Here is a 23254-nt window from a genome sequence, read left to right on the forward strand (position 1 = left end):
CCTACTCCTCGTCCAGCCACGGGTTGGCCGCACGCTTGGCGGCCGATTCCATCCGGTCGGCGTCGTCGCGGGCGAGCGACGCGGCGTGCACCGCGGCCACCAGCCGGGCCACCTCGCGCGCGGGATCCCGGAAGAGATCGCGGGTCCACACGCGTTCGTGCACCCAACCGAGCCGGCGCAACTGCTCCACCCGCAGGCGCTCCCGGTCCCGGGTCGAGATGATCGAGCCGTAGGTCGGGCCGTCGGTCTCGATCGCGACCAGCAGTGACCCCGGCCGCCGCGGGTCCTCGACCGCCAGGTCGAGCCGGTGGATCGACGTCCCCCAGCCGGGGTGCACCACCAGGCCCTCGGCGCGCAGCCGCGACGCCAGGTCGAGCACCAGCGGCGGGACCGGGCCGACGTTCGCGCCGGGCAGCACCGGCCGGTCGAGCACGCTCCCGGTCGAGGGAGCCCGGCGACGCCGGCCGTCCGGCCCCCGCACCACCCCGGGCGTGACGACGCCGGGCGCGGCGTCGCGAGCGGCGGCGCGGGAGCCCTCGTCGCCCGACCCGTGCACGCGCCGCGCGGCGCCGCCCGACCCGGCATACAACAGGAAGTCGCGCAGCATCAGCCCACCGCGCGACCGCAGCTTGGTGGGGTTGAGCTCGTCACCGGAGAACGACGACACCGTCACCATCCGCCGCCGCGCACGGGTCATCGCCACGTTGAGGCGGCGCTCGCCGCCCTCGGTGCTGATCGGGCCGAAGCGGTGCACCACCTCGCCGCGCGGACCGCGGCCGTATCCGATCGACAGCACGATGGCGTCCCGTTCGTCGCCCTGCACCCGCTCGAGATTCTTGACGAAGAACGGCTCGGCCGACTCCTCGAACAACCCGGCCAGCGCGGGATCGGCGGCGACCGCGGCCCGGATGGCGCTCTCGATGCGGTCGGCGTGCCGCTGACCGAGGGTGATCACCCCGATCGACTCCTCCGGCCGCTGCCGGAACTGGTCGAGCACGACCTGCGTGACGCGCTCGACCTCGGCGTCCGCCGACTCGGCGTCGGCCGTCGGCCCGTCCACCACGTCGAGTCGTACGACGGTGTCGTCGCCCACGCCCGGGAAGGTCACCAACCGGCCGCCGTAGACCTGGGCGTTGGCGAATGCGATGAGCCGTTCGTCCAATGCCCGGTAATGCCAGGTCAATTCGCGGGTCGGCAGCAGCTCGCTGAGTGCGTCGAGCACGGACTCGGAGGTCTCGGGCGCGTCGCCGTCGGAGCCGTCGGAGCCATCGACGCCGCGGAAGAACGACGTCGGCGGCAGCTGACGGGGGTCCCCGGCGACGACCACCTGACCGGCCCGTGCGATCGCCGAGATCGCCTCGGCCGACGGGATCTGCGACGCCTCGTCGAAGATCACGACGTCGAACCAGACCCCGGGCGGCACCACCGAGGCGACGACGAGCGGGCTCATCGCCCAGCACGGCTTGATCGCCGTCAGCAGCTCGGGTGCCTGCGGCAGCAACTCGCGCAGGGGCAGCGGCCGGTCGGTGCGTGCCTGTTCCCGCAGCAGCGTCTCCTGCTCGGGGAAGTCGCGCACCGCGCGCCGCACCTGCCCGACCCAGGAGGCGCGCACCCGGCTCGCGCCGCCGTGCACATGGGCGGCGTCGGCTGCGGCATACGACTGAGCGAGCGACCGCAGCTCGGCCCCCGATGCTTCGCCGTATGCCGGGTCGAGCTCGGCGATCCGCGCGAGAACCGCACGCCACCAGACGAATTCGAACTCGTCGGCGACGCGTTCGGCGGGCACCCGGCGCGCGGCGAGGTCGTCGAGGAGGTCGCCCAGACCGTTGGCGCGCAGCTGGTCGAGCGGGCCGATGACCGTCGGCACGAGCGCGAGCCGGTCGGATGCCTTGGCGAGTCGGTCGAGCCGCTCCTGCAGCGCATCCAGGTCGGTGTCGAGCAGGTCGTTGCCCTCGGCGGTCCCGTCCAGCCGGGCCGCGAGCCATTCCAGGTCCTCGCGGAGCCGCTCGTGCGCGGAGACCAGGCCGCCGACCTCGGTGGGCGCGCTCGGCCGGGCGCCCTTCCCGGCAACCTCCCGCCACCGGGCCCGCTGCCCGGCGGCGAGCACGAGCACCCCGTGCAGGTCGGTCGGCGGCTGCCCCGGGCGCAGCAGGTTGCGCGCCTCCTTCCGCAACCGCCGGCGGTCGAAGACCCCGAGATCGCTGCCGTGCTCCTTGCGGTAGGCCGCGGGCGCGGTCGCCGTGACCATGTCGTCGAGCGGCGCCTCGAAGATCTCGGGCCGGAACGACTCCAGCGTCTTGTGCGCCTGCGTCATCAGCTCCAGCCGCGACTCGCCGTCGAGCATCGTGCGCGGCACGGGCAGCCCGACCCGGTCGCACAGCGCGTCCAGCCGGTCCCGGTGCTCCCGCAGGCCGCCGTTGCTCAGTCGCTTCACCAGATCGTGGGTGCGGGCCGCCTGCTGGGCGCCGACCACCCGGGCCCCGAACCACGGGTCGACCTCGTCGTCGGTGCGCCACGCGCCGAGTTCGGCGATGCGGGTGAGCTCGTCGGCGAGCTCCTGACGTCGTACGACGTTCATCACCTGCAGGTCCGCGGGGTCGATCCAGGCCCGCGAACGCGGCGCGGGTCGCATCGCGTGCAACTCGCTGAGCCGGGTCTGCCCCTCGTCGACCGTGACCCGCCAGGGATCGTGCGGTTCGTGCATCGCCCGCCGGTGCTCGGCGAGCTGCGCGCGCTGCGCGACCAGTCCGTCGACCGGCTGCAGGAGGGCGTCGTCGGCGCCGACCGCGTCGTCCATCGCGCGCACCAGGTCGCCGGGCCGGGCGCCCGTGCGGCCGTGCACGTCGAGCACCAGCTCACCGAGCCCGACCTGGGCGAGCCGCTTGGCGACCGCGTCGATCGCGGCGCGCTTCTCGGCGACGAAGAGCACCCTGCGGCCGTCCGCGGCGACGGCGGCGACCAGGTTGGCGATCGTCTGACTCTTGCCGGTGCCCGGCGGGCCCTTCACCACCAGATGCGAGCCCGCACGCACCGCTTCGACGACATCCTGCTGGGACGCGTCGGCGTCGAGCACCAGGTGCTCGACGGCCGGGTCGACCTCGGCGAACGGCGGCGCCTCGGCGCTCACCTGCACCCGGGCCTCCTCGTCGCCGGCGAGCGCGGCGACCACGTGGTTCATCGACAACTGACCGAGCTGATCGGCGAGGTCACGCACCATCGGCAGCTTGGTGTAACTGAACGTGCCCACCACGTAACGGCGCTCGATGCGGAAGCCGGGCACGTCGGCGCAGGCGTCCTGCACCGCGGTCAGCACGGCGCCGACGTCGGACCCGGCACGTCCACGCAGGTAGTCGTCGATCCTGGTCAGGTCCAGGTCGATGCCGCACTCGACCTGCAGGTATTTGGCGAGCACCGAGTTGAACTCGACGTCCCCCGCGAGCCGCAGCCCGAGCCGGTCGGGTTGCCCGGGCGGGGTGAAGACCTCGCACCGGCGCAGCAGCACGGGCGCGGCCGGCGGCCGCGGCGCACCGGGGCGGTCCCAGGTCGCCATACCGATCGCCAGGTAGCACGTGGAGATCCCGCGCTCCTCGGCGAGCTCACGCGTCCGGGACCGTATGACGCGAGCTCGTCGCTCCGCGTCGGCGAGCGCTGCAGGTTCGCGGATCAGGTCGGTCAGCGGGGCGGCGCCGGAGGAGAAGAGGCGGGCGATGCCGGCCGGGTGCGCACGGGTCAGGTCGAGCGTGCCGCTCGGCAGATCGCGAAACCAGAGCAGGGTGTTGCGTCCGCCGAGATCGACCAGATGGCGCTGCCAGCCGCCGACCGCGTCACGCACGAGGGCGTCACGGCCCGTCGCCAGCCAGGGGTTGGCCGAATCAGGTTGCGGCGGCTCGAAACTCACCGAGTAAGGCTAGCCGCCGGGGTGACCCGCCCGGATCAGGCGCGCCCGGTTCACCCCTTGGTATGAGACGGATCCGGATGATTCGCCAGCCTTCTGGTTTCCCGCCATACTCCTGGTCAGCCCACGACCTGGAAGGACGACCCCCACTGATGAGGTACCGGCCCAGCGACCCGGATCGGGTGCTCGACCGCGATCAGAAGGTGATCGCCGACTACGAACGGTCCGGCGCGACGCCGCCGCGATCGGCCGAAGCCGCGGAGGACCGCAACCCCAACAAGGGGCTCGACCGCGCCGGCGTCATCAGTCACGGCCTCAAGTGGACCGCGAGCTGGTCCCTGCGGCTCATCGTCATCGGCATCGCGACCTGGATGTTCCTCAAGGTCTTCGAGCTGTTCTGGTCGGCCCTGCTGCCGGTCGCGGTGGCGCTGCTGATCACGACCGTGCTGTGGCCGCTGGTGCGCTTCCTGCGCAGCCACCGCTGGCCGCCGGCGCTCGCCGCGGCGACCGGACTGATCGTGGCCTTCCTGGTCTTCGGCGGCATCATCGCCGGCATGGCACCGACCGTGTCGTCGCAGTGGGGCGACCTGGTCAACAAGTCGGTGGCCGGCGTCAACCAGATCCGGGACCAGCTGCAGCAGGGCCCGCTGCACATCCAGCCCCACCAGATCGACCAGGCCACCCGCAGCATCACCGACCGGCTGAAGTCGAGCGGCGACAAGATCGCCGAGCAGGTGCTGAGCGGCGTCACCCTCGCCGGGCGGGTGCTCATCGACGGCGTCGTGGCGCTGATCCTGACCTTCCTCTTCCTGAAGGACGGCCCGCGCTTCCTGCCGTGGCTGCGGGTGAGCGTCGGCCGCGGCGCCGGCGCTCACCTGACCGAGGCGCTGACCCGCGTCTGGAACACACTGTCCGGCTTCATCCGCACCCAGGCGATCGTGAGCGCGGTCGACTCGATCTGCATCGGTGTCGGTCTGGTCGTGCTGGGCGTGCCCTTGGCCGTGCCGCTGGTGGTGCTGACCTTCTTCGGCGGCTTCATCCCGATCGTGGGTGCGTTCACCGCCGGCACGCTGGCGGTGCTGGTCGCGCTCGTGACGGTCGGGCTCACCAAGGCGATCATCGTGCTGATCATCATCGTGCTGGTGCAGCAGGTGGAGGGACACGTGCTGCAGCCGCTGCTGCAGAGCCGCTCGATGCGACTGCACCCGGCGATCGTGCTGCTCGCAATCGCCTTCGGTGGCACCGAATTCGGCATCGTCGGCGCCTTCTTCGCGGTGCCGGTCGCCGCGACCATCGCCGTGATGTGGCGCTACCTGTCCGAGCAGATCGACCTGCGCACCGGCGACGCGACGGCCAAGGACCTCCAGGCGGTCACCGCAGAGGGCAGGTATGCCGCAGAGGCCGGCGAGGAGCACGGCCACAAGCTGGCCCGGCTACTGCGCCGCTCCCGCGAGGACGACTGAGCCGGGCGGTCTTCCGCCGGCTCGAGCCTCCGGTCAGCGCTCGAGGTGGTCGGCGACCCACTCCACGAGCGGGCGGCCGGCCTCCCAGTCGCTGCGCACCCGGTCGAGCAACTCGGGCGTGCGGACGAACGGCGCGAAGCCATAGCTCGTCGACAGCACCATGCTCTTGCGGCGCAAGAGGTCGATGCGGGGATTGTCGGGTGAGTAGCCGCGCGGCACCGTTTTGAGTTCTTCGCCCATGAATTCCCAACCGCGCGAGGCGAGTTCGCCGACGATGCGCTCGAGTTCGGCGCCGTCCGCGGAGTCGATGCCGGCCCGGATCGCTTTCAGCGCTGCCGAGTCGGCGTAGTAGCAGCCGGCCGCGACCAGCACCCCGGCGGCGGAGACCTCGACATACCAGCCGGTCGCCTCCGCGGCCTTGACGAAGACGCCCTGGTGGGTCTTGTAGGGCGACTTGTCGGGGCTGAAGCGCAGGTTGCGGTTGGGGCGGAAGACCTTGGCCTCGCCGAACTGCTCACCCAGCGCCTCGGCGAGCGCGGTCATCGGCGCGCGCACCGCGTCGTCGTAGGTCTGCCGGTGCGCGGTCCAGAAGGTCTTGGAGTTGTCGGCCTCGAGATCGTCGTAGAAGTCGAAGGCCGCTTCGGGGATGCCGGTGAACGTCACCTTGCCGATCGTAGGGGCCGGGGTGGGCGGGGGCTGCGTCATACCAGGACGACGGTGTTGATTAGGGTTGCCTTACCTACCGAACGCGAGGCAAGGAAGGCCACAGCATGAGCGTCACGACGCAGACCCAGCCGTTCCGGCTCTTCCGGGTGCGTCTCGCCGCCCGGCAGCGGCGTTCGCCACACCTGGTGCGGCTGACCTTCGCCGATCCGACGCTCGCCGACTTCGCCGACAACGGCTACGACCAGCGGCTCAAGGTCGTGCTGCCCCAGGACGGCGGCCTCCCGCTCGCCGAGTTCCCGATGGGCGACGACTGGTTCACCGTATGGCGCGGCCAGCCCACGGACCGTCGCGCGCACATTCGCACCTACACGATCGTCGCGGTGCGGCCGGGGGCCGGCGAGATCGACGTCGACTTCGTCGACCACGGCGCGACCGGACCGGGCTCGCGATTCGGCGGAGCCGCCCCCATCGGCGAGGAGGCGATCATCCTCGGCCCCTCCGCGTCGTATGACGGCACTCACGGCGGGCTGGAGTTCCGCCGGGAGTTCGCCGGCAGCGCGCGCCAGCTGATCGTGGGCGACCTCAGCGCACTGCCCGCAATCGCCGGCATTGCCCGCGAATTGCCTTCCACCGCAACGGGTTTGATCAGCATCGAGGTGCCGCACGCGGAGGATGCGCATGGCGTCGAAGCACCCGCCGGCGTCAAGCTCGACTGGTGCATCGCCTCCGCCGGCGACGACCAGATGGGCACCGTCCGGCGGTGGCTGACCGGGCTCGGGCCGTTGCACGGCGACCAGGTGCGCACGACCGTGATCGACGACGGCGGCGAGGATCCCTACTGGGAGGTCACCGCGCCGGGCGCGGATGCGGCGACTCCCCCGGCGATCTCGGCGTGGATCGCCGGCGAGTCCGGGCGCGTGCGCGCCCTGCGCCGGATGCTCGTCGACGACTTCGACGTGCCGCGGGCGGCAGTCTGCTTCATGGGGTATTGGCGCGACGGCGTCGCCGGCGGCTGATCCGCGGACCGCGAGAGCCCCCAACGCACAGACCGAAAATCCGTCGGCCGCCTTCCCTGACAACTGTCAGGCAATCCCGCTAGCGTCCTGCATGGAAGGGATCCACGCGAGGGAGGCGAGCGGATGGGGATGACGGCGACGACACGAGGCAGCGCGTTGACGACCGGAGCCAGGGCCGCCGCCTCCCGCGCGCGGCGCGCCGCCAATGCGCTGGCACAGACGGGGGTGCGGTCCTCGATCGTGCCCGAGTCGCTGCGGGTGCGGGTGCTGCGCGCGACGGGGGCACTCATCGAGCCGACCACGTCGGTGCGGCCGCGGGTGCACATGAGCGCCGACGTGCGGTTCGGCGCCGAGACGTCGGTCGGCGAGGAGGCCCTCCTGCAGGGGCCGACGGTCGTCGGCGACCGCAGCCACGTCGGGCCGCGCGCGCTGGTGATCACCTACACCCACCCCATCGGCGGGCACGAATTGCGTTGTCCCAACCCGCCGTTGATCAAACAGGTGACGATCGGCGAAGGCTGCTGGATCGGCGCGGGTTCGATGATCCTGCCGGGGGTGACGATCGGCGACGGCGTGATCGTGGCGGCCGGTGCCGTGGTGACGCAGGACTGCGAGTCGGACTGCCTCTATGCCGGGGTCCCTGCCCGGCTGGTCCGCCGGCTCTCGGCACCCGAGTGACGTGACCTGGTTCACAAAACCACCTACTTCCCAGTAGGTTTGCGCAATGGACATCTCCCTGAACTGGACGCTCAAGTCGGACCCGGACGAGGTCTACGACGACGCGATCAAGACCGAATACCAGGACGACATCTGCCAGAACGCCGGCGCGCTGAGCTACAACAGCTCGGTCGTCGAGAAGGGCCCGGGCCACCAGGTCACGGTGCAGCGGGTCATGCCGTCCGGTGACGTGCCGGACCTGCTGAAGAAGCTCGTCGGCGACAAGGTCGACGTCACCCAGGTGATCACCTGGGGCGAGCGTCAGGCCGACGGCAGCCGCACCGGCACCGTCGAGGTGACGATGAAGGGCCAACCGATCACGATGAAGGGCACGACCTCGATCGCGCCCGAGGGCACCGGCTCGCGGGTGGGCGTCAAGGCCGACCTCAAGGCGAAGCTGCCGCTGATCGGCGGCAAGATCGAGAAGATGGCGGCGCCGGAGATCCTCAACGCCATCAAGGCCGAGGAGGAGACCAGCCACCAGTGGGACGACCGCAAACACCCCTGACGAGAAGGGTTTTCGCGGCTCCCGTCATACGGGGTCAGGCGGGGGCGACGCGCATCGGGGTGCCGCCGGTGATGCGCAGCAGGTCGGCGTAGCTGATCGGGAAGACGGTGTTGGGGGTGCCGCCGGCTGCCCAGAGTTCGTCATACGCCTGCAGCGAGCTGTCGACGATCGTGCGCAGCGGCTCCGGGTGGCCGATCGGCGACACGCCACCGATCGGCTGCCCGGTGACCTGCTTGACGTGGTTGGGCGCAGCTTGGGTGATCTCCTGGCCGAGTTCGAGCCCGAGCATGGCCGTGTCGACCCGGTGCGCGCCGCTGGTCATCACCAGCAGCGGCCGGTCATCGGCGAGAAAGACCAGGCTGCTCGCGATCGCGCCGACATCGGTGCCGAGCGCCGCGGCCGCCTGCGCCGCGGTGTGCGACGACTCCGGCAGCACCCTGATCTGCCCGGGCACGCCGTGCTCGGCGAGCAGTTGCTGGATCTGCTGACTGCGCGCGGGCAGGTCGCTCATCGCTCTCCTTCGGTCCATTGCGGTGACGTCGCCAGCGTATGGCGGCGCCGCCGCGCCTGCGTCGGCCGCCCGCGCACGCCGCCGGTACGCTGTGCAGCGCGCCCCCGTAGCTCAGGGGATAGAGCACCGCTCTCCTAAAGCGGGTGTCGGCTGTTCGAATCAGCCCGGGGGCACAGTGTTTGCGCAGGTAGACGGCTTGCGGGCGATCGCCAGGTCCGGAGAGCGTAAAGCCAAGGACCCCAAAAGGCTCCACCCGACTTTGGAACCCCGCGTATCGGTGCTGTCTGCAAGGCTACGTCTGGCCGGACTCTCGTGGCCATCCACCGGCTGCCAGTCGGTCTCCGCGCTGAGGCCTCGTGTTTTGAAAGGTCAGTTGCCCGACTAACTAGCGCATCTGACGTTCACGAGAAGGTTTGTCGCACCGGCAACATCACTCACGAATCCGCGAATGGTGCGGATACGGACCAGTAGCATCTGGGTGTGGATCCGACTCGACCACGCACGTTGGCAGACCCCGAAGCGCACGAATCGCGCCGGGGCGCTGCGCTCACCCGGCCAGGGATTCGAACACTCAACGACTGGGCGCGCAACCGGTCTACGGGCTCTCGACAATTCCCGCAGTTCGACCCAACGGACGCAGGCACATCCGGCCGCGTGCTTTTCCTGCTCGAATCACCAGGACCGATGGCGAGACCCGACGACACCGTCGGCCACGGCAGCAACCCATCAGGCCTCATCTCTGTCGACAACGACGATCCCACCGCCGAGGCCCTGTGGCATTTCCGCTCGCAGGCGCGGCTGCTCACCGACTGCGTCCACTGGAACGCCATCCCCTGGTATATCCCCGGCGGCAAAATCACGTCCGCCGACGAGCGGCAAGCACTTCCACTCCTCGGCGAGCTTCTAGCCATGCTTCCGAGACTGGAGGCAGTCGTCCCGATGGGACGTGTGGCACAACGCGTCTGGACCCGCTATTCACTCGCGACTGCGACCCGTTACGTGACGCTGCCGACCTGGCACCCCGCTGCGCGTTCGCTCAACCAGCCTGGCGCACGCGATCACGTCGCAATGACATGCAAGCGCTCGGCCGCGCTGCTTGCCATCTGATACTCGACTGACGACGCTCTCCCTCGACTGACGCCGCTGCCAACGAGTGACGTCCATACAACGCCGTCACTCGCGGGCGCGGACGTCACTCGATGCGGCGGGACGTCACTCGAAGGCTCTCGAAAGCTCCCGCGGCGCGTGCTGGGTGGACGGCGAAGATTCCGTCTCGCCAGGGGCAAACCATGCGCGACCGACGCACACGGGCTGACCGGCACTCGGCAAGGACCACGTCAGCGGCGCAGGATCGCCACCAGGAAGTCCGACTCCGGCCCGAACGGCCGCACGTCCCAGGTGCCGAGCGACAACTCGTGGGTCAGTCCGGCCCGCCCGGCGTCGGCCAGGAAGTCCTCGAACGCGTAGCCGCGCTCGGCGCCGAAGCCGATCACGGCGCGGCCGCCCGGCACGAGGTGGGCGGCCAGACGCTCGAGCACCCGCGCCCTCGTGGTCGGGGCGAGGAACGTCATCACGTTGCCGGCGCTGACGATCAGGTCGAACGGCTCTGCGATGCCCGCCGCCGGCAGGTCGAGCTCGGCAAGGTCCTGCACCAGCCAAGTCGGTCCGGGGTGGTCCCGCTCCGCCGCCTCGATCAGCGTCGGGTCGACGTCCACCCCGACGACGGTGTGCCCGGACCGGTGCAGCGCCCCGCCCACCCGGCCCGGGCCGCAGCCCGCGTCGAGGATCCGTGAGCCGCGCGCTGCCATCGCGTCGACCAGCCGCGCCTCACCGTCGAGGTCGGCACCGTCGCGCGCCATCGAGCGGAAGCGCTCGACATACCAGCTCGAATGCTCGGGGTTGTTCTCGACCTGACGCATCCAGAGGCTCTTGTCGACCATCGCTCCATCGTGCCCGGCCGCAGCGGAGAGCCGATCGCCGGCCTCAGCACACGACGTTGAGGTCGACCGCCTTCGTCATCGCGCCGTACCCCGTGGCGTTGGGATGGTTCCAGTCCGGACTCGCGTAGGCCGTGAGCATCTGCGTCGGCTTGGCCGGATCCCGCACTGCCGCATCGAAATCCGCCACCGAGTCGAACGCCGCCACAACGCCCACGCCGCCTATGACGGAAGATGGCCGTATGACGAGCGACGACCGAGCCTCCGACCTTTCCGGGACGGCACCGCGCCAGAAGGCGAGCGCGGTCTATGAGGACCTGCGCACCCGCATCCTGGGCGGCCGGCTGGAGTGCGGCGTCTGGCTGCGCGCCGAGTCACTCGCCGACGAACTCGGCGTGAGCCGCACGCCCGTGCGCGAGGCGTTCCGCCAGCTCGCCGCAGACGGCCTCATCGAGCTCATCCCCAACCGCGGGGCGCGCGTCGCCCTGATCAGCGACGAGGACCTCGAGTCCACCTACGAACTCCACGCGATCCTCGAGGGCTACGGCGCCCGGCGAGCCGCCGAGGGGCAACTGGCCGACATCGGGCGGCTGCGTGAACTCTGCGACCTCATGGAGCGCACCCTCGCCACCGGCGAAGAGGGCAAATATGACGAGATCACCCGCCTCGACCTCGAGTTCCACGGTGCGATACATCGCGCCAGCGGCAACATCGCGCTGCCCGCCATGATCGCCGGCTTCGCACAGCGCTCCTTGGTGCGCAACGCCTTCGCCGACTACGCCCCGGCCGAGATCGAGCGCGCCTTGGACCAGCACCGGGAGATAACCGAGGCCGTAGGAGCCCGAGATGGTGTCCTCGCCGAGGCGATCATGCGCTCGCACGTGCTCGGTGCCCGCACCACCCTGCGCCGCGGGCTCGCCAAGCTCACTGAGCCGTGTAAGGCACCGGCCTCCTGAGCCCCGGTTCTCCTACACTGAGCCCACCCTGAGGGAGGACCCATGACCCGCACACTCATCGTCGACGGCGCCAATGTCGTCGGCTCCCGGCCCGACGGCTGGTGGAAGGACCGGGCCGGCGCCGCACAGCGCCTGCACGACCGTCTGCAGGGGGCCGACCTCGACTTCGACCGGATCATCCTGGTCCTGGAAGGCAAGGCGAAATCCGGTGTGGCTGAGGCGGATTCGGCGCCGGTCGAGATCGTGCACGCGCCGCGCGAAGGCGACGACGAGATCGTCGAGCAGGCCAAGAAGGCCGTGGAGGCCGGTGACGAGACGACCGTCGCGACGGCCGACCGCGGCCTGGAGGCACGGGTGCGCGCCGTCGGCGCCGGCGTCAAGTCGCCCGGCAGCCTGCTGCGCGAGCTCCCCGGCGGCTGATCGGATCCGCCCGCCTCGGGTCCGCCCGCCGGCCCGATCAGCATCAGCCGGGAGGCGTCAGCCCGCGTCCAGCTTCGCCGCCCGCGTGCGCAACCGCTCCACCCGGTGGGAGTTGCCGGGCAGTGCGACATACCGATCGCCGAAGGCCGCGAGCAGCGCGTCGTCCAGTCGGCGCACGGCACCGGGCGGCGTGCGGTAGGCCATCACCCGGTCGATCCGGTCGGTGTCGACCGCCCGCAGCGCGGCCGCGAGGTCGGCCAGGGAGCCGATGCCGAGTTCGTGCACCAGGCCGGCGATCCACGCGTAGTGGTCCGGGCGCGACCAGCCCGCCTCGGCATACTGCCCGGCGAGATATGCCGCCAGCTCCCGGGGACTGATGCGGTCGTCGGCGGCGTCGTGCTCCTCGGCCTCCGGCACCGCGTCGCGCAGCGTGTCGCGGATGGTCGTGAACTCCTGGTCGGCCAGCTCCAACAGCCCGGCGGCGAGCGTGAAGCGGCGGTCGAAGTCGGAGCGGTGCTCGCCGGGAACCGTTCCCTTGTAACGGATGTCGTGCTCGAACTCCGCCCAGGCGTGCTGCAGCACGGTGCGGATCTGCACCTGCAGCTGACGCCCCGCAAGCTCGGGGTATGACGGCACATCCTCAGCCGCCGCACGCACCTGCAGGTGGCGACTGGCGTAACCGAAGCGACCCTCGCTCGCGGTCTCCTGCCCGAGGTCGCGGTCGTCGGAGACCACGGCCTCGGCGGCCAGCAGCTCGGCGACGGCCGCAACGTCGCTGCGCACATAGGTGATGACGCGCACCCCGATGAGGTCGCCGATGTCGTGCAGCGGGTCGGCGTAGAGCGGCGTGTCCCCGGCCCGCCGGCCGGCCTTCTCCGCGAACGACGCGACGCTCTTCGCGCGGCCGGTGACGCTCAGGTAGTTGAGCCCCGCGTCGTCGAGGATGCCGGTGACGAGCGCGACCGCCTCCGCGGCGGCCAGCTCCAGCTGCGGGTAGAGCGCGGCATACTCCTCCGTCGCGCGCCGCACCACGTCCACCCGGCGCTCCACCCTCGGCGCCCGCGGCGACGGCGCGAGACCGGCCGGCAGCCGCGGCGTCACGATGTAACCGTCGGCGAAGTCGCCGTAGGTCACCACTGCCTCCGGCACCCGCTCGCGCAGCAGCACGACATACGCACAGACGACCGCATCGACCTGGTCCTCGGCGTCGCGCAGCTGCGACTTGCGGGTCGCGCGCTCGATGCCCGCCACCAGGTCACGCCACGCCGACGAGGAGACCAGCCGCATCTGCGGCCGGGCGGTGGACAGCGACTCCAGCAGCCGCACGAGGGTGAGCAGTTCGCCGCGCAGTTGCTCCAGCGTGCGCCCCGGCTTGTTCTTGTACTTCAGGGTGCGCCCGAGCCGGAAGAGCGCAATGGTCGCCGGGTGCGGGTAGACCTCGACCGCCCGGCGTGGCGCGGTCGACTCCGGGTCCATGTCGAGGCTCAACGCCGCGCAGAGCCGGGCACCGCGCGTGCCATCCGGGAACTTGCCGGTGTTGGTCGGGTGGGCGCCGGCCTGGAAGGGCGCGAAGTCGCGGCCGAGGTCCTTCTCCGCCCGGCGGCTGCCGGTGGGGTTGGTGACGACGAGCGGTGCGTCGACACCGACCACGCACCGGTCCTGCAGGTATGGCGCAACGCTCGCCGCGATCTCGTCGTCGGAGACGACTGCGGTCAGCAGCTGCAGCGCCCCGTCGTCGTCGAGCACGGCGACGCCGGACGGGTTGCGCGACCCCCACGCCAGGTCGAGACCCACGAAATACATGGCAGGCAGCATGCCGCATCGCCCCGTTGCGGGCGCATTCAGCTGGTCCGGCCGTCCTGCGGCATCAGCCGGAACAGCCGGATGCGCCGGTCACCGGCCCACTGCACATAGCTGTCGTAGCCGGGCCAGACCCGCACGATCCGCGGCCAGAGCCGCTGCCGCTCGGCGTCGTCGAGCGGCACCGCCACCACCGGCAACTGCTCGGTGCCGAGCTGGATCTCGGCGTGCGGGTTGTGCTCGAGGTTGAGCACCCACGCCGGATGGGCCCGCTGGCCGAAGTTGGAGCCGACCACCACGTAGCCGCCGCCGTCGCGCACGTAGAGCAACGGCACCTCGCGCGGGCGCCCGGTGCGGCGTCCGGTGGTGGTCAGGGTCAGCTGGGGCAGCACCGCGGTCGGCACCAGGTGGATCCGGCCGCCGGACCAGCGGGTCACCGCCTTGTCGACCGGCACCAGTGTGCGCACGACGAACGCGACGGGTTTGGCCTTGGTCAGCCCGCCGAGGAAGGCCGGCAGGTGCGGGTCTGTCGTCATACGACGTCAGACTAGGGGGCGGCCGCGCCCGGCGACGGCTCGCGCCGGGCCGCGTCTGCGCCGGGGCACCATTCGCTCGTAGCATGGCGAGCATGTCGAACAACTGGTACGACGTGCCGACCGGCCGCGACCGCAGCGACCCGGAGGCGCAGCGGGCGGCCAACGACGACTTCCTCGCGTCCTGGGACGACGAGCCGCCGGGCCCGCCGGACGACGGATACGACCGTTACTACGGTGACGGCGACGACGAGGGTGGTGGCCGCGGGGGCGGCTACGGCGGGCTCATCCCGGGGCTGCTGATCGGCGCCGGGGTGGCCGCGCTCTGCGCGATCGGCATCTACGTGCTGGCCGACCGGGGCGACAGTTCGTCCTCGCAGCAGCAGACGGTCTACACCTACACCCAGAGTGGCGCGGCCCCGAGCACGGTCACCCAGGCGCCGAGCACCCAGACGGTCACCGGCAGCGGCGGGGGCGCCACCACCACGATGACCGTGCAGGCCCCGCCGGTCACCGTGACCAAGAACGCTGGTGGCGGCGAGCGCACGGTCACCGCGACCAAGACGGAGACCAAGACCGACAACAAGACCGCGACGGCGACGACGACCGCCACCGCGACCACGACGGTGACCGAGCAGAAGACGGTGGTTCAGCCGCCGCAGACCACCACCGTCACCGTGACCACCAAGGGCAACGGAAACGGCAACGGCAACCCCTGACGGCTGCGGCGGTCAGCGGGCGTGCTGCTGCACCACGGCGCCCAGCCGCGGCAGCGCTGCCTTGACGTTGTCCTTGGCCTTGCCGCGCAGCCCGTTGTAGGCGCGCTTCAGTGGCTCCCGGTCGGTGGCGGCGGCGCGCCGGTCGGTCACCTGCAGCAGCGCGTCGGCGACCTCGTCGCCGCGGCCGCTGAGGTAGGACCCGAAGTCTCCCGCGCCGCCGAAGTCGGCCCAGAACGGCTCGAGCGCGGCCACGAAGTCCGGCAGCATCCGGTCGGTCGCGCTCGTCGCGATCGTCGGACTCACCTTGCGGACCGCGGCATAGCCGCCCTTGATCGCGACCCCGCCGAGTCCCTTCTTGTCCTTGACCTCGGCGTCGATGACACCCACCAGGTCGGCGACGACGGCGGGCCGGGTGTCGGCGGCGAGCAGGGATTGCGACAGGGTCACGGGAGTGCGCCTTTCGGGGAGGGTATGGCGGGAGTTACGCAGTCTAAGCGCCCGTCAGGCGGCGCGGCGCATCGCGCCCGCCAGGGCTGCGGCGCAGCCGCCCGTCATGGTTGCGGCGCAGCCGCCCACGCGGCGGGAAGCACGAACGCCGTGCCCCTCGGCGAGGGGCACGGCGTTCGCGCGTGGTCGGTGCGGTCCGACCTCTGAGTCTCGCGACTCAGAGGCGACCGTAGGCGACCGGGTTGCCGTAGACGGCCTGGATCTTCACGACGTCGCCCGGCTTCGGCGCGGCGACCATCATGCCGTTACCCATGTAGATGCCGACGTGGTAGGCGTAGGACGCGCTGCCGTAGAACACCAGGTCACCCGGCTGCGGGTTGGAGACCTTGGTCGAGGCGAACATCTGCGCGGTCGCGGTGCGCGGGATCGACTTGCCCGCCTGCGCGAACACGTAGGAGGTGAAGCCCGAGCAGTCGAAGCCGGCCGGGGTGTTGCCACCGTAGACGTACGGCGTGCCGAGGTAACGCTGCGCGATGGCGACCACACCGGAGGTGGAGGGCACCGTCGGCTGCGCCTTCGGCTGGCTCACCGGACGCTGGGTCGGCTGGGTACGCGGGGTGTAGGTGCTGCGCTGGGTGGTGGTCGCCACGGTGCGGACCTGCGAGCGCGACACCGACGAGGTGCGCGGACGCACCTGCGTCCGGGTGCTGGCGGAGGCCTGCTCGGTGCGGGTCTGCGCCGCGGCGGTGGTGCGCGCGGTGTTCTGCTTGCGCGGGGTGCTCTTGGCCTGGGTGGCCGGCTTCTTCTTCGCCTTCGGCTTCACGACGAGCGACTTGGCTTGCTCGGCGACGGCCAGCTGCGGCTTTGCCGAGACGCTGGCCAGCAGCTGCTTGGCCTGCACCGACTGCGCGGGAACGGCAGCGGCTGCCTGGTTCGAACCGGAGAACGACGCGACACCGGTGGCGGCGTCAGCGGCCTGCGGGGCGGCGATCGAGGCGACGATGCCACCGGTCACGGCCACGGCGGCGGACACCCGCGCGGTCGAGTTGAAGGTGGTCGAGAGCTTGCTCGGGGCGCGGTGACGACCGCGGGGGGCAATAACGGACACGAAGTACCTCTCCTGCGCCTACGAGGTGAGCTGTCGGGCTCGGGTGGAGATACCCGGTCTCGGCGCAACAATCCCCGTGATGCTGCGACGCTACTTAGCCCCAAGGACGGCCTCGGCCGCCCGATGGTGGTTCCCCCGCTCCTGCCGGCGGTGATCAGCACTCCCGGGTGGCTGGCAGGACTCGGCGTTGCCCTCCGGGGGACCTCCGGTCGGAGGGCCGCGGAAAACGGTACACGGGAGGGATTCCAAAGTCACAGCGAGGTCACGACCTGCCGGCGAGTCTGTGTGCGACGTGTGACACACCACCCGGAAAACCGCGGAACGACGCGGATCTTCAGCCGGCGTCCACGAAGACGTGGGACGCCACGTCGCGGGGTAACGAGACGGCATCGACCGAGCCGGCCTGCACCAGCACCCGGTCCCCGTCGAGGTAGGCCCGGACGGCGGCGCCGGGGGCGATGGCGCCCGCGGTGAGCACGCTGATCGCGTCCTGGTCGGCCTGGGCGGGCTCGCCGATCCGTCGTACGACGAAGTCGCCCGCGTCGATGGTCACCAGCTCGGTGAGCGGGCGCACCCCGTCGCGGAACTTCTCGACGGTCTCGGCCTCGCCGAGCTCCTCGAGGCCCGGGATCGGGTTGCCGTAAGGCGACAGGTGGTGCTCGCTGAGCAGCGCCAGGATGCGACGCTCCACGCGGTCGCTCATGACGTGCTCCCACCGGCACGCCTCGTCGTGGGCGAATTCGAGATCGACGCCGAGGACGTCGACGAGCAATCGCTCCGCCAGCCGGTGCTTGCGCATGACCCGGATGGCGAGCACGCGACCCTCGTCGGTCAGCTCCAGGTGGCGGTCGCCGGCGAGCGTCAGCAGACCGTCCCGCTCCATCCGGGCAACCGTCTGCGAGACGGTCGGGCCGGAGTGGCCGAGGCGCTCGGCGATGCGCGCGCGCAGCGGCAGGATGCCCTCTTCCTCGAGGTCGAAGATGGTGCGGAGATACATCTCCGTGGTGTCGATCAGCTCACTCACAGGCCTAAGCCTGCCACCTCGCCCTGACGGCTGCTCTTTCGGTCGGCACCGGCGGGCAGCGACGCGTCACGCGACCGTGTCGCAGCTGGAATTTTCTCCCGCTGTCGGGGAATGGTCCGGGGATCGGCCCCGTTGTATGGGGTGGATGTCGTGGACTCCTCCCCTCTGACCTCGGCATCCCGAACCGCCGGGTTCCACCGGCGGGGTGAGCGGGCCGCTTCGGTGGCCCAGCTCGGACGGCTGGCGCACTCCCCCTGGGCGCCAGCCGCTTCCTTTTCCCGGGGCGTTTCGGCGGGGGTCCCGGGGCGTTTCGGCGGGGGTCCCGGGGCGTTTCGGCGGCCACTTCTGCCCGGACCGGTGGCGTGATCTTTAACCCGTTGCGCTCGGCCGCCCCGGCGTTTTAGCGTTGCGGCACACGGGAAAGGAGGTGGTCCAAGAGTGAATTCTCAAAGGACGCGTGAGGTGGTTGCGCGCTAGCGCAACCTACGTGTTCGTCCCGGCTACCTCCGGTCAGCCGACTCAGGACGAAACGGACGTTCGGTAGCTACTCCAACGCAGCCACCGCAGCCCGTGGGTGTGCGATTCGTCCAACGCACAAGCCGGCACCGCCGGAGCCCACGGGCTGTCCCATGCCCGGGGGGCGGTTTCGCGTGCACACCTCGCAACCGTCGCGACTTCTGCACGCCGCTGGACACTCCGGGCCGTTCGCGTGCGCACCCCGCAACCGTCGCGACTTCTGCACGCCCCGGGCCACTTCGCGTGCGTACCCCGCAACCGTCGCGACTTCTGCACGCCTCTGGCGCCGTTTCGCGTGCGTACCCCGCAACCGTCGCGACTTCTGCACGCCCCCGGGCACTCCGGGCCACTTCGCGTGCGCACCCCGCAACCGTCGCGACTTCTGCACGCGGCCCCGCCATTTCCGCCGCCGCCAGTTCCCCCGCCGCCCCGTCTCAGGGCTGCCGGCGCTCGATCCGCCAGGCGCCGGGATCGCTCAGGTCTCCGTCGGCGCAGCGCACGTAGACCAGCCGGTCGTGCAGCCGGCTGGCCCGGCCGGCCCAGAACTCCACCTCGTCGCAGCGCACGACATACCCACCCCAGTGCACCGGCAGGGGCACGTCGTCGGCGCTGCCGGTGTCCGGCCACTTCCGCTCGTATGCCGCAACGGCGTCTTCCAACTCGATGCGCCCGGCGGCGGGTTCGGACTGTCGCGACGCCCACGCACCGATCCGCGAGCCGTAGGGCCGGTTCTGGAAGTACTCGGTGACCGTTTCCCGGTCGAGCTCCTCCGCGGTGCCGACGAAGCGGATCGCGCGGTACATCGCCGGCCAGGTGAGCGCCGCCGCAATGCGCGGATTGGCTTGCAGGTCAAGGCCTTTGCGGCTCTGCAGGTTGGTGTAGAAGCCCGGACCGGCCGGCGTCAGATAGCGCAGCAGCACGGTCCGCACGTGCGGCTGGCCGGCGCCGTCGACGGTCGCCACCGAGATCGCGTCCGGTTCGGGCACGTCACCCTGCTCGCCCTGCCGGATCCGCGCGTCGTCGACCCACCGCTCCACGACCGGCCAGGGCGCGGCCGGCAGCTCGCTCTCGTCCAGTCCCTCGCCCGCGTAGTCCCACCGCTTGATCGGCTGCATGCGCCCGACGCTACCGGTGGGAGACTGCTGCGCTGTGACCACCCAGCTCGTCATCCCCGACTCCCTCAAGCCCGCTGACGGTCGCTTCGGTTCCGGACCGAGCAAGGTCCGTGCGGAGCAGTTGGCCGCGCTGCAACGCCTCAGCCCCGAGGTGATCGGCACCTCGCACCGCCAGGCGCCGGTCAAGCAGCTGGTGGCGCGCGTGCGCGCCGGCATCGCCGAGCTGTTCGGGCTGCCCGACGGCTATGAGGTCGTGCTCGGCATGGGCGGCAGCAATGCCTTCTGGGACGCGGCCGCGTTCGGATTGATCCGCGACCGGGCCGCGTTCGGGGTGTGCGGTGAGTTCGGCGGCAAGTTCGCCTCGGTCGCCACCCGGGCACCGTTCCTCGGCGAGCAGACCGTGGTCGAGGCCGAGCCGGGCACCGCGGCCGTCCTGGGGCCGGTTGACGGCGCGGACGCCTACGCCTACGCGCAGAACGAAACCTCCACCGGGGTGATGACTCCCGTCCGCCGTGTGCCCGGCGCCGGCGCCGAGGCGCTGATGCTGGTCGACGCCACCTCGGGTGCCGCCGGGCTGCCGGTCGACCTGACCGAGACCGACGTCTACTACTTCGCCCCGCAGAAGGGTTTCGCCTCCGACGGAGGCCTCTGGCTGGCGACGATGTCACCGGCGGCGCTCGCCCGCATCGGCGAGCTCAGCGCCGATCGCTGGACCCCGGATGTGCTCAATCTGCAGATCTGCGTTGACAATTCGCGCCTCGACCAGACTTACAACACACCCGCGATCGTCACGCTCGCACTGCTCGCGGAGCAGCTCGACTGGATGCTCGCCCAGGGCGGCCTGCCCTGGTGCGTCGATCGCACCGCGGCGTCGAGCCGCACCCTCTACGGCTGGGCGGACGCCGCGGACTTCGCGACGCCGTTCGTCACTGACCCGGCCTCCCGGTCGCAGGTGGTCGGCACGATCGACTTCGACGGTGTCGACGCCGCACAGGTGGCGAAAGCGCTGCGCGCCAACGGGATCGTCGACACCGAGCCCTATCGCAAGCTGGGCCGCAACCAGTTGCGCATCGGCATGTATGCCGCGGTCGACCCCGCGGACGTCGCGGCGCTCACCGCCTGCATCGACTACGTCGTCGAACGTCTCTGACGACTCCCGACCCCGTGCCACCCGGCGCGGGCGCGTCGGCCACGATGGCCTGATGACCGGCGACCTGAACCTCACCCGGGACGAGTGCGCTGCCCGCAGCGCGGCCGTCACCACGCACGACCAGACCGTCGCACTCGATCTGAGCGCGGCCGCGGACCCGTCGGTCGCCACGTTCGCGTCGGTGTCGACGCTGCGCTTCACCAGCACGACCGAGCAGACCTGGCTCGACCTGGTCGCCGACGAGGTCACCGAGCTCACGGTCAACGGCACCCCCTCCCCCATCGCGTATGACGGGGCACGCCTGCAGCTGACCGGTCTGCACACCGACGGCAGCGACAACCTCGTGCGCGTGGCCGCGACGTGCCGCTACAGCCACACTGGCGAGGGCATGCACCGCTTCACCGACCCGGTTGACGGAAACACTTACGCCTACACGCATTTCGAGCCGACGGATGCCCGGCGGGTGTTCGCCTGTTTCGAGCAGCCGGACCTGAAGGCGCGCTTCACCGTCAGCGTCACCGCGCCCACCGACTGGCTGGCGTTCGCCAATCAGCCGGCTGTCGAGGAGACCGCGACGGCGCAGGTGCGCACGACGACGTTTGCCCCGACGCCTCCGCTCTCGACCTACCTCGTCGCCGTGGCGGTCGGCCCGTTCCACCAGGCCGAGTCGAGCTGGAGCATCACCCGGCCGGACGGCACCACCCAGCAGATCGACCTGCGGGTCGGCTGCCGCGCGTCGATGGCCGCGCACCTGCCGGCCGACGAGATCTTCCGCATCACCCGGCAGGGACTCGACTTCTTCGACGCGGCATTCGAATTCCCTTATCCCTGGGGCAAATACGACCAGTTGTTCCTGCCCGAGTACAACATCGGCGCGATGGAGCACCCGGGTCTCGTGACCTTCAACGAGAACGTCTATCTCTTCCGCGGCGACCCGACCACGGCGCAGCGCGAGTCGCGCGCCGAGGTGATCATGCACGAGATGGCGCACATGTGGTTCGGCGATCTGGCGACACCGCGCTGGTGGGACGACACCTGGCTGAAGGAGTCGTTCGCCGACCTGATGGGCTATCTCGGCGCGACCGAGGCCGCCGGATTCGACGGCTCCTGGCCGACGTTCGCGCTGCGACGCAAACAGTGGGCCTACGAGCAGGACCAGCTGCCGACCACCCATCCGGTCGTCGCGGACGTGCCCGACCTGGACGCGGCGCGGGTCAACTTCGACGGCATCACCTACGCCAAGGGCGCCGCGGTGCTCAAGCAGCTGATGTCCTATGTCGGGCGGGACGCCTTCTTCGCCGGCACCCGCGCTTACTTCCGGCGGCACGCGTTCGGCAACACCACGCTCACCGACCTCATCACGTGCCTGGAGGACGCCGCGGGACGTGACCTCTCCGCATGGGTGGACACCTGGCTGCGCACGTCGGGGCCGTCGACCCTGTCGGCAGCGCTCTCGGGCGACACGCTCACCATCACTCAGCAGTCCACGGATCCGCTGACCGGAGAGCAGGTTTCGCGCGATCACCGGGTGATCGTGAGCACCTTCACCATCGACGGCGCGGGGCTGCGCCGGACCACGTCACTGCCCGTCACGATCTCCGGCGAGACCACCCGCGTGGAGCTGCCGGACGACGCCCGGGCCGACCTGGTCGTGCTCAACGACGACGACCGCACCTACGCGATCACCGCGCTCACCGCCGAGGAGGCGCAGCTCGCCGCCGCGACCGTCGGCCGGGTCGAGCCGGGACTGACCCGGGCCGTGCTCTGGTCGGTGCTGTGGAACCTCACGCGCGCGGCGCAGCTGCGCCCGGCAACGTTCCTCGACGCGGTCCATGCCAACCTGCCGCAGGAGTCCGACGCAGGACCGCTCGCGATCGTGCTCGGCATGGCACGCACGGCGATCACCGACTACCTGCTGCCGCGCGACCGCGAGGCGGCCGGTGAGCGCCTGCTTCGGCTCACCGAATCCGCTCTGGCGACTGCAGATCCGGGCTCGGACCTGCAGCGGGCGTGGGCGTTCGCACTCGCCGCCGACGCCCCGCTGACACCGGCGGGAGGTCCCGCCGCCCGCCGCGTGCTCGACGGCGGCATCGCCGGACTGCCGCTGACGCCGACCCTGCGCTGGGAGCTGGTCACCGCGCTCGCCGCGCTCGGAGAGCTCGACGACGAGGAGCTGCTCGCCCACTACGCCGCCGACTCGACGATGACCGGTGCGACGGCATACGCCAAGGCGCTGGCCTCGCGCCCCGGCGTCGCGGTCAAGCAGGAGGTATGGCGCGAGCTCACCGAGGGCACTGGCCTCACCAACGACCGCCAGCGGGCGCTGCTGGCCGGCTTCGCGCACGCCGCACCGGAGGACGTGGCCGGCTTCCGCGACGCCTATTTCGCCGGGCTCACCACCTGGTGGCAGACGCAGCCGCGCACGATGGCCGGGCGCCTCGTGACCGGGCTGTTCCCGCGCACGAGCGCCGACGAGGGCGTCGCGGACAACCCGGTCGTCCTCGCCGCGCGCGACTGGCTGGAGCGCAACGCCGACGCGCCATACGTGCTGCGGCGTGGGGTGATCGAGCAGCTCGACCACACCGAGCGGCGGCTGCGGGCACAGCGGGCCTAGCTGACCAGGGCCTAGCTGACCAGCCAGGACAGCACGGTCACGCCGATCAGCGAGATGAGCGCGACGACGACCACGATGCGCTGCGTGCGCGGCTTCATCATCTGAGGTGATCCTCTCTGTCCTCGCTGTCACCGGTGCG

General features: G+C 71.1%; 21 protein-coding genes, 1 tRNA gene and 1 riboswitch. Of the genes, 11 read left to right on the forward strand and 11 right to left on the reverse strand.

What is annotated here, in order from left to right:
- Position 1: 1 nt before the first annotated feature.
- Positions 2-3898: an AAA domain-containing protein gene (locus HJ588_RS00500; protein WP_343036530.1), complete on the reverse strand. Its 3897-nt coding sequence runs from the start codon at positions 3896-3898 to the stop codon at positions 2-4.
- 149 nt (positions 3899-4047) lie between these two features.
- Between HJ588_RS00500 and HJ588_RS00505 the strand changes: the two genes are divergently transcribed.
- Positions 4048-5358 carry an AI-2E family transporter gene (locus HJ588_RS00505; protein WP_171150940.1) on the forward strand — a complete coding sequence of 437 codons (1311 nt, stop codon included), beginning with the start codon at positions 4048-4050 and terminating at the stop codon, positions 5356-5358.
- Between the two features lie 33 nt (positions 5359-5391).
- Here HJ588_RS00505 and HJ588_RS00510 read toward each other — a convergent pair whose 3' ends face one another.
- The gene (locus tag HJ588_RS00510) at positions 5392-6063 is read right to left on the reverse strand and encodes a DUF2461 domain-containing protein (RefSeq protein ID WP_212755228.1); all 672 of its coding nucleotides are present in this window, start codon (positions 6061-6063) and stop codon (positions 5392-5394) included.
- 65 nt (positions 6064-6128) lie between these two features.
- Here HJ588_RS00510 and HJ588_RS00515 point away from each other — a divergent pair, with 65 nt between their 5' ends.
- The 3 genes from HJ588_RS00515 to HJ588_RS00525 all read left to right on the forward strand — a co-directional run bounded on the left by HJ588_RS00515 (position 6129) and on the right by HJ588_RS00525 (position 8265).
- Positions 6129-7040 (forward strand): siderophore-interacting protein, encoded by a 912-nt coding sequence (locus HJ588_RS00515; RefSeq protein ID WP_171150942.1) that lies wholly within the window; start codon positions 6129-6131, stop codon positions 7038-7040.
- 129 nt (positions 7041-7169) lie between these two features.
- Positions 7170-7718, forward strand: a complete 549-nt coding sequence (locus HJ588_RS19675) for an acyltransferase (RefSeq protein WP_281358784.1) — start codon at positions 7170-7172, stop codon at positions 7716-7718.
- A 46-nt stretch (positions 7719-7764) separates the two neighbouring features.
- A complete protein-coding gene (locus tag HJ588_RS00525) occupies positions 7765-8265 on the forward strand; it encodes a DUF2505 domain-containing protein (RefSeq protein ID WP_171150946.1) in 501 nt (166 codons plus the stop codon).
- A 34-nt stretch (positions 8266-8299) separates the two neighbouring features.
- Here HJ588_RS00525 and HJ588_RS00530 read toward each other — a convergent pair whose 3' ends face one another.
- A complete protein-coding gene (locus HJ588_RS00530) occupies positions 8300-8776 on the reverse strand; it encodes a YbaK/EbsC family protein (RefSeq protein ID WP_212755229.1) in 477 nt (158 codons plus the stop codon).
- Between the two features lie 100 nt (positions 8777-8876).
- Between HJ588_RS00530 and HJ588_RS00535 the strand changes: the two genes are divergently transcribed.
- Both HJ588_RS00535 and HJ588_RS00540 read left to right on the forward strand, forming a co-directional pair.
- Positions 8877-8949 (forward strand) — tRNA-Arg (locus tag HJ588_RS00535).
- 481 nt (positions 8950-9430) lie between these two features.
- On the forward strand, positions 9431-9883 hold the full coding sequence (locus HJ588_RS00540; RefSeq protein WP_171150950.1) for a uracil-DNA glycosylase: 453 nt from the start codon (positions 9431-9433) through the stop codon (positions 9881-9883).
- Positions 9884-10113: 230 nt separating this feature from the next.
- Here HJ588_RS00540 and HJ588_RS00545 read toward each other — a convergent pair whose 3' ends face one another.
- On the reverse strand, positions 10114-10716 hold the full coding sequence (locus tag HJ588_RS00545) for a class I SAM-dependent methyltransferase (protein WP_171150953.1): 603 nt from the start codon (positions 10714-10716) through the stop codon (positions 10114-10116).
- Positions 10717-10759: 43 nt separating this feature from the next.
- Positions 10760-10921, reverse strand: coding sequence for an SGNH/GDSL hydrolase family protein (locus HJ588_RS00550; protein ID WP_171150955.1), 162 nt, complete (start codon positions 10919-10921; stop codon positions 10760-10762).
- Between the two features lie 34 nt (positions 10922-10955).
- On the opposite strand from HJ588_RS00550, the gene HJ588_RS00555 reads away from it, so the two are divergent.
- Together HJ588_RS00555 and HJ588_RS00560 are read left to right on the forward strand one after the other, a co-directional pair.
- Entirely contained in the window at positions 10956-11669 is a 714-nt protein-coding gene (locus HJ588_RS00555) for a GntR family transcriptional regulator (protein WP_171150957.1), read from the forward strand.
- 42 nt (positions 11670-11711) lie between these two features.
- Positions 11712-12089: an NYN domain-containing protein gene (locus tag HJ588_RS00560; RefSeq protein ID WP_171150958.1), complete on the forward strand. Its 378-nt coding sequence runs from the start codon at positions 11712-11714 to the stop codon at positions 12087-12089.
- A gap of 57 nt (positions 12090-12146) precedes the next feature.
- Here HJ588_RS00560 and HJ588_RS00565 read toward each other — a convergent pair whose 3' ends face one another.
- Together HJ588_RS00565 and HJ588_RS00570 are read right to left on the reverse strand one after the other, a co-directional pair.
- Complete coding sequence (locus tag HJ588_RS00565; RefSeq protein WP_171150960.1) at positions 12147-13892, reverse strand: DUF429 domain-containing protein; 1746 nt, start codon at positions 13890-13892, stop codon at positions 12147-12149.
- A 38-nt stretch (positions 13893-13930) separates the two neighbouring features.
- Entirely contained in the window at positions 13931-14425 is a 495-nt protein-coding gene (locus HJ588_RS00570; protein ID WP_171150962.1) for a nitroreductase/quinone reductase family protein, read from the reverse strand.
- Between the two features lie 92 nt (positions 14426-14517).
- Here HJ588_RS00570 and HJ588_RS00575 point away from each other — a divergent pair, with 92 nt between their 5' ends.
- Positions 14518-15141, forward strand: coding sequence for a hypothetical protein (locus tag HJ588_RS00575; protein ID WP_171150964.1), 624 nt, complete (start codon positions 14518-14520; stop codon positions 15139-15141).
- Between the two features lie 12 nt (positions 15142-15153).
- On the opposite strand, the gene HJ588_RS00580 is transcribed toward HJ588_RS00575, so the two are convergent.
- The 4 genes from HJ588_RS00580 to pdxH all read right to left on the reverse strand — a co-directional run bounded on the left by HJ588_RS00580 (position 15154) and on the right by pdxH (position 19351).
- Complete coding sequence (locus tag HJ588_RS00580; RefSeq protein ID WP_171150966.1) at positions 15154-15588, reverse strand: DUF6918 family protein; 435 nt, start codon at positions 15586-15588, stop codon at positions 15154-15156.
- A gap of 217 nt (positions 15589-15805) precedes the next feature.
- Positions 15806-16696: a C40 family peptidase gene (locus HJ588_RS00585; RefSeq protein ID WP_343036531.1), complete on the reverse strand. Its 891-nt coding sequence runs from the start codon at positions 16694-16696 to the stop codon at positions 15806-15808.
- Positions 16697-16856, reverse strand: a riboswitch (cyclic di-AMP (ydaO/yuaA leader).
- 174 nt (positions 16857-17030) lie between these two features.
- Entirely contained in the window at positions 17031-17720 is a 690-nt protein-coding gene (locus tag HJ588_RS00590; RefSeq protein WP_171150968.1) for an iron-dependent transcriptional repressor DtxR, read from the reverse strand.
- 950 nt (positions 17721-18670) lie between these two features.
- Positions 18671-19351, reverse strand: coding sequence for a pyridoxamine 5'-phosphate oxidase (gene pdxH, locus HJ588_RS00595; RefSeq protein WP_171150970.1), 681 nt, complete (start codon positions 19349-19351; stop codon positions 18671-18673).
- Positions 19352-19385: 34 nt separating this feature from the next.
- On the opposite strand from pdxH, the gene serC reads away from it, so the two are divergent.
- Both serC and pepN read left to right on the forward strand, forming a co-directional pair.
- Entirely contained in the window at positions 19386-20501 is a 1116-nt protein-coding gene (serC, locus tag HJ588_RS00600) for a phosphoserine transaminase (protein ID WP_425483523.1), read from the forward strand.
- Positions 20502-20553: 52 nt separating this feature from the next.
- The gene (gene pepN / locus HJ588_RS00605; protein WP_171150974.1) at positions 20554-23115 is read left to right on the forward strand and encodes an aminopeptidase N; all 2562 of its coding nucleotides are present in this window, start codon (positions 20554-20556) and stop codon (positions 23113-23115) included.
- Positions 23116-23254: the final 139 nt, after the last annotated feature.

It is taken from the genome of Flexivirga aerilata (genome assembly GCF_013002715.1).
GTDB classification, from domain to species: Bacteria; Actinomycetota; Actinomycetes; order Actinomycetales; family Dermatophilaceae; genus Flexivirga; species Flexivirga aerilata.